Source organism: uncultured Gimesia sp. (genome assembly GCF_937910335.1).
GTDB lineage: Bacteria > Planctomycetota > Planctomycetia > Planctomycetales > Planctomycetaceae > Gimesia.
In genome coordinates this window covers 1-6,440 of sequence record NZ_CALEMX010000501.1, presented here as the reverse complement: position 1 = coordinate 6,440, position 6,440 = coordinate 1, and the positions used below count along the sequence as shown (strand labels likewise).

The 6,440-nt window shown below is 45.9% G+C and carries 6 protein-coding genes; 4 read left to right on the top strand and 2 right to left on the bottom strand.

Annotated elements, in window-relative coordinates; translation table 11 throughout:
* Both Q0668_RS20570 and rpsT read left to right on the top strand, forming a co-directional pair.
* Positions 1–1,348, top strand: a 1,348-nt coding sequence (locus tag Q0668_RS20570; RefSeq protein ID WP_298868070.1) for a tetratricopeptide repeat protein, incomplete at its 5' end; no start/stop codon positions are given.
* Between the two features lie 206 nt (positions 1,349–1,554).
* Positions 1,555–1,824, top strand: a complete 270-nt coding sequence (gene rpsT / locus Q0668_RS20565; protein ID WP_298868068.1) for a 30S ribosomal protein S20 — start codon at positions 1,555–1,557, stop codon at positions 1,822–1,824.
* 89 nt (positions 1,825–1,913) lie between these two features.
* On the opposite strand, the gene Q0668_RS20560 is transcribed toward rpsT, so the two are convergent.
* Entirely contained in the window at positions 1,914–2,723 is an 810-nt protein-coding gene (locus tag Q0668_RS20560) for an SDR family oxidoreductase (RefSeq protein ID WP_298868066.1), read from the bottom strand.
* 145 nt (positions 2,724–2,868) lie between these two features.
* Between Q0668_RS20560 and Q0668_RS20555 the strand changes: the two genes are divergently transcribed.
* Positions 2,869–3,690: a sugar phosphate isomerase/epimerase gene (locus tag Q0668_RS20555; RefSeq protein WP_366918971.1), complete on the top strand. Its 822-nt coding sequence runs from the start codon at positions 2,869–2,871 to the stop codon at positions 3,688–3,690.
* Between the two features lie 163 nt (positions 3,691–3,853).
* Positions 3,854–5,113, top strand: a complete 1,260-nt coding sequence (locus Q0668_RS20550) for a sulfate adenylyltransferase (RefSeq protein WP_298868063.1) — start codon at positions 3,854–3,856, stop codon at positions 5,111–5,113.
* A 199-nt stretch (positions 5,114–5,312) separates the two neighbouring features.
* Here Q0668_RS20550 and Q0668_RS20545 read toward each other — a convergent pair whose 3' ends face one another.
* Positions 5,313–5,735, bottom strand: a complete 423-nt coding sequence (locus Q0668_RS20545; RefSeq protein WP_298868062.1) for a hypothetical protein — start codon at positions 5,733–5,735, stop codon at positions 5,313–5,315.
* Positions 5,736–6,440: the final 705 nt, after the last annotated feature.

The window sequence follows — 6,440 nt, the reverse complement described above, 5'->3', positions numbered from 1 at the left end:
GGATCCGGAAGCCCTTCTGTATCGACAGACGAAACGAGGTGCCGAACGAAAAAAGTATGGTGATAATAGTTCCGGGTCCAAAATGGGTGTTCTCAAACTGGCCGGCTCAAAAACAAAAATCAAAAATTCCCGGCGTAAAAAAGACTGGGCTGCAGTTGACCAGACCGCGGAAGAAAGTTTGTCTATCAACCCCTGGGACTCCGGTTTAAACGCTGATATGGCGGAGGCCTGTCAAAATCTAGGTTATCTGGATGCTGCCGTATTTGGGTATAAAATGGCAATTGAAAATGATAAGACAAACAAATCTTATTACACACAGCTTGGAACATTGTTGGAAGAAAAAGGGGAGTTCAAACAAGCCAGGGAATGTTGGGAAATGGCATTCAAATTGGATCCAATGGATGGTGAGGCACGCTCCAAAGTTACTGCATTGATGGCGACAGAGACTCGTGTGCGGGGAGGATATGAAGGCGCTGATAAATCAAGTAACGTCAAACGCCAGTCTGCCTATGATGAAGGGCGGGCCACACGCGAGGAAAGACACAAGGCACAAAAAGGAAACGCGCCAGATGGACCTGGACAATCACTGGAAGCCGATCTGCAGCGTTCTATTAGAAAAGAGCCTGAAAACAAGGATCATTATCTGAGACTGGCCGATTTTTATCGCCGTGATGGAAAGTTGGTGGAAGCCAAGGAACTTTATGAAAAAGCCTATGAGCTTTCCGGGAAAAATGCCAACATTGGCGAGCAGGTTGAAGATGTTGAGCTTGAATTGTTACGTGAACGACTAGTAGAAGCGAAGGATTTGTATAATCGAGATCGTGAAAATGCGGAAGCAAAGAAGCAGGTTTCTTTAATTAGTAAAGCATTGATTAAACGCGAAATCGAAATCTTCACCAATCGTGTGGAAAATTATCCAGCTGACATGCGTCTGAAATTTGAACTGGCACAACGTTTTATTCGGCTTAAAAAATGGGCGCCAGCGATTTCGCTGTTACAACAATCTGTGAAAGATACACGTATCAGTTCCGATGCTTTGGTCGCATTAGGAAAATGCTTCTTTGCAGACGGAAAAAAAGAATTGGCCAAACGCCAGTTTGAGAAGGCACTTCCGAATCTTTCACCCGATGAAAAACCGAATATTTATAAAGAAGCACACTATTTGCTTGCTCGGTTGTATGAAGAATCGAAAGAAAGAGAAAAAGCAGAAGACCATTACAGCGAGATTCTCGCCGTCGATTACGATTATCGTGATACGCTGAAAAGGCTGGAAGATTTGGGGGGAGGATCATCAGATTCGAATATTGGCAATGATGATCCAGACGAGGATTTAGACGACGATGAATAATCAGACAAAGATGAGAAACCGATTATCCCGTTAGCCATAGACAATTCCTGAAAAAAGGTGGTTTTAGCGGCTCTAAATGGCTGGAATATCGACCGAGAGCTTGTTAAGCTTCCTTTCTGCCTGAGATTTTATAGTGGCGACTGTCTTGATAGATGGAAGTCTGTTCGTATTGTAAATAGTTACTCAGAAAAACGTTAAGACAAAAAATGCCGAATTCCAGAAGTGCCAAAAGAGCGTTACGAAAAAGTGATGTCCGCCGTCTCCGTAACCGTTCTACTCGTTCAGAATTAAGAAACATCATCAAAAACGCCCGTGTCGCGATTGCAGGAGATGATTCGCAGGCGACTGTGCAAGCTCTGCAGAAAGCTGCTAAAGAGATTGATCAGGCAGCTTCAAAAGGCATCATTCATAAGAATGCAGCAGCACGAACGAAATCTCGGTTAGCAAAAAGTGCTAATCAGGCTGCGACAAAATAGTCCGATACTCTTAAAAAACAGCCTCTCGTAGCGTATTCTGTTTCAACAGAAGCCATTGCGGGAGGCTTGATTTTTTTACCCACCTTTTCTTATGAATGCATCACAAATCCACCATCAACATTGATGGTTTGTCCCGTGACTTGCGCAGCGCGATCGGAGCTGAGAAAGACGATCATATTGGCGACATCCTGAGGAGTCTGCCAACGTTCGAGTGGAACCAGCTGTTTGATCTTTTCTCCCGCCCATTGTCCATAAGTTTTTTGGTCAGCTTCTGGCTGACGATCATTCCACGCTTTCCAGACCGATTGGTTCAAGGGAGTTTGTACCATCCCGGGGCAGATAGAATTTACTCGAATTCCATCGGATGCTAAATCTTTCGCCATGCATTGTGCAAAATTAATGTTGGCCGCTTTGGATGCGCTGTAAGGGGGATCCGTTTGCGAACCAATTTGTCCTGCAATGGAACTGATGAAGGTCAGACTGCCTTTGCCAGCCAGCTGCATGACGGGAGTTACTGCGTGGGCCACATTGACCATTCCCTGCATGTTGACTTCAAATACGCGAGGCCAGTCAGCGGGAGTTAAGTTTGTAAAGGGAAAACCAAACTTTCCGGAGCCAATCGCAGCGGCATGTACCAGATGGTCAATCCTGGAAAAACGATGCAAAGTTTGTTCGGTGATTTCCTGGACAGCAGAGTAATCAGTGATATCGACCTGAAATCCAGTGACTGTTTGGCTGGTTTCTTCACTCAATTGATCGGCTATCTCAGTGACCTGATCGGTGCGGTCCCAAAGGATTGGCAGGGCTCCTTCCTCTGCAAAACAGCGGGCTGTGGCCAGGCCAATTCCACTGGCTCCACCGGTGATCACAACGGAGAAGCCTGATAAATTGAGATCCATCGTTTGGTTCATCCTGGTACGAATTGAGATCATTGAAGGCTGAGACGTTCCTATTCTGGTCAAAGCCTTTTCCCTCTGCAAGCGGATTGCTATCTTTATATATCAGGAAAAACAGTAAATCGACAGCAGGAGTGAAAGGACAGCTATGAAACTCGGAATGATAAATTCGGCATGGGCTCAAGCGGGTCGTGATACTGCCTGGGGATTGCAGAAGACAAAAGAGATCGGCTTCGACTGCGTCGACATTTTTATCGATCCACTGGATGTGGATATTCGTGAACGAAAACTGGTAAAGGATACGTGTCATCGATTAGACCTCCCGATCGTATCAGTCTGTTGTGTTGCGGTCGGCTTGATCGACTTTAACCCGAGTGTACAACGATTTCATCTGCAAAGAGTGAAGTCATATCTGGATCTATGTTATGAATATGAAGCCAAAAACCTTTTGCTGGTGCTTGGCGAATATATTTGGAATCGCGAAGTCATACCGCCAGAAGCACAATGGCAACTGGGAGTCGAACAATGCCAGGCGTTAGCAGAATATGCGGAGACGCTGGGGCTGGAAATTGCACTGGAACTGGAACCGTTTCCGCTATCTCTTTTGAATAACGTCGATGAAATGGTGCGTTTTGTGGATGATGTCAACCATCCTGCATTGAAGGCCAATATCGACATTTCCCATTTATTGTTGGCAGATGTGGAGCCGGAAGAACTCAGAAAACTGCAGGGAAAAGCTACTCACGTGCATATCTCGGATTGTGATGGAAAAGTGCACGGCGATCTGCCACCGGGCAGGGGAGTTGTGAAATTTGAGCCCTATCTGAACGAAATCGGAAAATTGAACATTGACGGGGCGATTTCGCTGGAATTGGAGTATTCACCTGAACCGGACAAAATCGAGGCCTGGGTCCGTGAAGCCTATGAATCGACGAATTTCCTGATGCAACAGGCAGGTTTGAGAGACTAAATGCATCAAAAAACGATCTCAATCGAGAGAGTTTTTTGAATTCGATGAATCCCCCCGTCTGTTGCTTGAAGTTTTCAATGCGTTCCCCTAATTTCGCTAGTAAAGACGCCATCTGGTTGGCGTTCATTCTGAAACCCTTTTGTCAATATTGAGAAATCAAACAATGGCTGATTTAATTGCCCCCCATGGAGGTCTGAGCGAACCTGTCTGTTGTACAGTCCCTGCAGCGGAAATCGAAAGCTTCAAAGCAGAGGCAGCAACACTTACCAAAGTTCCTGTTTCAGCGGCTGATTTATCAACCGTATACCGTCTGGGAGATGGCACACTGAGCCCTTTGACAGGGCCAATGGGTAGTGAGGTTTTCAACCGTGTTCTCGATGAAGCCTGCATTGAAGTGGATGGCAAGCAATATGCCTGGACCATTCCACTTTCATTACCTGTGACTTCTGAACTGGCTGCCACATTGTCCAGTGATCAAAAAGTCGCGTTGACAAACCCTGCCGGTGAAATCGTAGCAACTTTGGATATCACTGATGTCTTCGAATGGGATAAACCCAAATATCTGAAGAGTGTTTATCAGACAGAACGTACCGATCATCCTGGTGCGGCAATGGTCCTCGAAGGTGACGCTGCTAATTCACACCTGATTGGTGGTGAAATCCGTGTTTTACCTCAACCCAAAAATAGTTCATTCGGCAAATATGTTCTGACCCCACGTGAAGTCCGTGCTTTGATTGCAGAAAAAGGCTGGGATGCAGTTGTCGCATTTCAAACCCGAAACCCTCTGCATCGTGCTCACGAATATGCTCTGGTTTACGGACTGGAAACACTTCTGCGGCAGGGCAAAAATGCCGGCGCTGTTTTGAATCCACTCGTTGGCGAAACCAAGAGTGACGATGTGAGTGCCGAGATTCGGATGGAAACTTATGAAAAACTAATCGAGAACAGGGAACTCGGCGATGGCGACAGCGATCCCGAATTGTGGGCACCGCGTGATGATTCCCCTCCTGACCGTGTTGCATTGCTCGGTTTGGATATCAAGATGTTCTATGGTGGACCCAAAGAAGCAGTCATGCACGGGATCTATCGCCAGAACATGGGATACACCAACATTGTCATCGGACGCAAGCACGCTGATGCTCCTTATGCGGATGGAACTGCCATCTGGGGTGACTTCGATGCACAGGAGATTTTCAACAATCTCGCTGGCGAATTACTGATTGAGCCTGTGAACGTTGGCTTTGCTGCTTTCTACGAATCTTTGGGCCGTGTTGATTTGATGGAAAACCATTCGGAAGAAAAACCAGTTTTCATTTCCGGAAAACAGGTTCGTGCAACGCTTCTCGAAGGAGCAATGGTCGATCCACGCATCATGCGGGAAAGTACTTCCAAGATTCTGTCCGAAGCGATGAAGCAAGCTTGATAGAATCGTTTGGACATATATTGATCAAAGGCAGGCAGAACTGATTTCTGTCTGCCTTTTTTTACCGGTTGATCTGTGGGATTCATTCGATTGCTGTTGCTCCTTCGAGCCTCAATTTATCAATTGTACTTGATTCCAGCATGATAAGATGAAGCGGTCAGTATCGGCATCGTAGGACAAGCCGAGAGGCGGTACAAACCTAGTTTTCGGATTTTTTTGTTTTCACATTTCCACTAAACATCAATTTGCGACGTCCGTCAGCGGATTCGGCAATGACATAATCATCAGCTTTGACGCCTTCTTTTTTCAGCAATGGTTTGTCGACTCCCCATGTCATCTTAAAACCGGCTGCCTGGACTTGCTGGATCGCATCCGAAGCCTCTTTTTGAGCAGAAGCAGTTGCTTTCGAACTCGCACCTTTTAAATCATCCCAGCCCGCAGGCCCTTTTTTATGATACGCGGCATAAAATCCATACAGATTTCCCACCACCTGTAGTGCTGCCTCTTCTTCATCTGCAGGAGACGTCAGAATCGTTTCCGGATTGTCAGGTGTCGTTTTTCGGCATCCACCACAGAAAATTAAACCAGCGAATAATAAGCCAGAAATAAATAAGCGTGTCATTAAAAATTTCTTTTTAGTTCAAACATAGGGCCGCGCTCAGGATGGCATGGTCACGGCAAACGACGAGCATCCTTCATTTAAGAGAAGACAGATTGCCAATATACAATAGCAAAGTCACTCATGCAACATACGCCAAAAGAGTGGCCTGATCCTGCTATTAGTGGAGTGTCATTTTTAGGTTTTGGGGTGATCGAGATCAGGGGAGTGCGGCTACGAAGCACGTAAACAACACTCCCATCCCTCAATTCCAAGCTTGACTAAGCACTCGTTTCTCCGATAGTGAAACTGGGGAGTATCCTTGGTTTTGAAAAGAAATTAAGTCGGAATACAATTCAGGACGAGCAGATACATCGCAGATTTCTTCTATGCATATCTGCGAATTTCAGGAGCATCCTCAACCAGAATTGTGAAACAGTAATCCTAATCAATACGCGAACATCGAGCTGTTTTAGAATAGTGTGTATTGAAGCAATAATTTATTTTTTGGCGAACTGGCCCATGGAATAAATCAATTTCCGTATTATCGGTCCATTGCCTTTACAGTACCGCATTCGACGAGTTTCGCGAATAGAATCGAGCCCGAGTCGCGTGCGGCTGCCTCGAACACGGCTTCATAGTGGTATGAGTTTGTGGAACCTTAAACAGCCGAGCCTGAAGCAGTTCAGCAGCGAGTACGCAACAAAAAAAGCCCTCTAAAACCGAAGT

What these genes read in the sequence shown, in the direction of transcription:
- Q0668_RS20560 (WP_298868066.1), bottom strand. Translation starts at nt 2,723, where the DNA reads ATGGATCTCAATTTATCAGGCTTCTCCGTTGTGATCACCGGTGGAGCC.
- Q0668_RS20550 (WP_298868063.1), top strand. Translation starts at nt 3,854, where the DNA reads ATGGCTGATTTAATTGCCCCCCATGGAGGTCTGAGCGAACCTGTCTGT.
- rpsT (WP_298868068.1), top strand. Translation starts at nt 1,555, where the DNA reads ATGCCGAATTCCAGAAGTGCCAAAAGAGCGTTACGAAAAAGTGATGTC.
- Q0668_RS20545 (WP_298868062.1), bottom strand. Translation starts at nt 5,735, where the DNA reads ATGACACGCTTATTTATTTCTGGCTTATTATTCGCTGGTTTAATTTTC.
- Q0668_RS20555 (WP_366918971.1), top strand. Translation starts at nt 2,869, where the DNA reads ATGAAACTCGGAATGATAAATTCGGCATGGGCTCAAGCGGGTCGTGAT.